Origin of the sequence: Xenorhabdus vietnamensis, from assembly GCF_002127535.1 — a bacterium.
Classification (GTDB): Bacteria; Pseudomonadota; Gammaproteobacteria; order Enterobacterales; family Enterobacteriaceae; genus Xenorhabdus; species Xenorhabdus vietnamensis.
This window is the reverse complement of record NZ_MUBJ01000091.1, coordinates 1-1,222: the sequence shown is the minus strand read 5'-3', so window position 1 is coordinate 1,222 and position 1,222 is coordinate 1. Positions and strand designations below refer to the sequence as shown.

The following is a 1,222-nucleotide window of genomic DNA, read 5'->3' as shown; positions in this document are numbered from 1 at the left end:
TCATCTGGGCAGTCCAGCCTTCTGATGCCAAAAGCACGGCCTTGATGCGGTCACGTACTCTTCCATCACGAGTCGTATCATGCATCAATTCGAGGGCTTCTTTTTGGGCATCTGTCAGATTAATTTTCATGGGCGCGATCCTGCGCTGATATGAATGAAAAATCAAGCATCTTCAATTACGACGGGTATATATTCTTTGAGATAATTTTTTCGCAGAAGACGGCAATAAAAACTAGCCTCATAAAATAACTTAACTACCACCTACTGAAGTAGGTGGGTTAGCGCACTTCGGTGCCGACGACTAAAAGTCGTCGAACCACGCACCTCGTAAACGCGCATATGTCAAAAAATTAAAGTCAAAGTAACCGTCTAAAGACGGTGGTTTTAACCTTTCATATGGAAATAAATAGCCCCTATACATTGAGTGCATTTAGCCATACAATTTTATTGTTTTTTCCTGCTTTTTTTCTTGATGTAATTAAATTGTCTATTTTTTCTATAGAAAATTTATCTCCTATTATTTCATAATAACTCAGCAGCTTGGTTAAATCTGCAACAGGTAACTCCATGTTTTTATAGTATTTTTTTAGTTTTTTACGATAGTCATTTAGAGCTTCTATACATCTCCTAGCCCAAATTCCTTCTGCATCACTACCTTTAATTACTCGAGGTCGTCTTGGTAATCGTGGTCTAGCTGGCTTAACAGAAATGGCTCCACCTTTATCACATATAAAGTGAAAAGTAATAGCAGTTATCCAGCGACCTGTTTTCACTTGTTCATAAGTGACAGTCAAATCAGTATTTGCATTGATAGATATTACAGCAGGCTCCAAAACCCTTTTTTAAAAATCACGATAATCATTATAAGAGTCAATCAATCCTACTCTTTCTTTCATCCATACTATTTCAAATGGATCTGTAGATATTAATCCATTTGCATTTTTATGTTTATTTAAATTACGATATTTACACAACCATGAGTACAGACGAAATGAAAATGGTGAATCTAATTTAACAATATTTTCTATATTGAATGCAGTAAATTCATTTTTTAATTCATATAGATATTGGCTAACTGATCCTGAAAATTTAACCAATACATCACTATCATTTTTTTCACTAGTACTACAGCCGTAATCCCTATTGTGCCATGATGGGGCTCTTCTTCCTTAAATAAAAGGCGGTGTCACATGCCATCCCCTGCCAAAATCTGGGAACAAGA

General features: G+C 35.8%; 1 protein-coding gene and 2 pseudogenes. All 3 read right to left on the bottom strand.

Going from position 1 to position 1,222, the window contains the following annotated elements; genetic code table 11:
* Window positions 1-130: pseudogene (locus tag Xvie_RS21265) on the bottom strand (IS630 family transposase); the annotation flags it as partial.
* Between the two features lie 283 nt (window positions 131-413).
* Window positions 414-833 carry a replication initiation protein gene (locus Xvie_RS25050; protein ID WP_086110884.1) on the bottom strand — a complete coding sequence of 140 codons (420 nt, stop codon included), beginning with the start codon at window positions 831-833 and terminating at the stop codon, window positions 414-416.
* A gap of 9 nt (window positions 834-842) precedes the next feature.
* Window positions 843-1,106 (bottom strand): annotated as a pseudogene (locus tag Xvie_RS25995) (RepB family plasmid replication initiator protein); the annotation flags it as partial.
* Window positions 1,107-1,222: the final 116 nt, after the last annotated feature.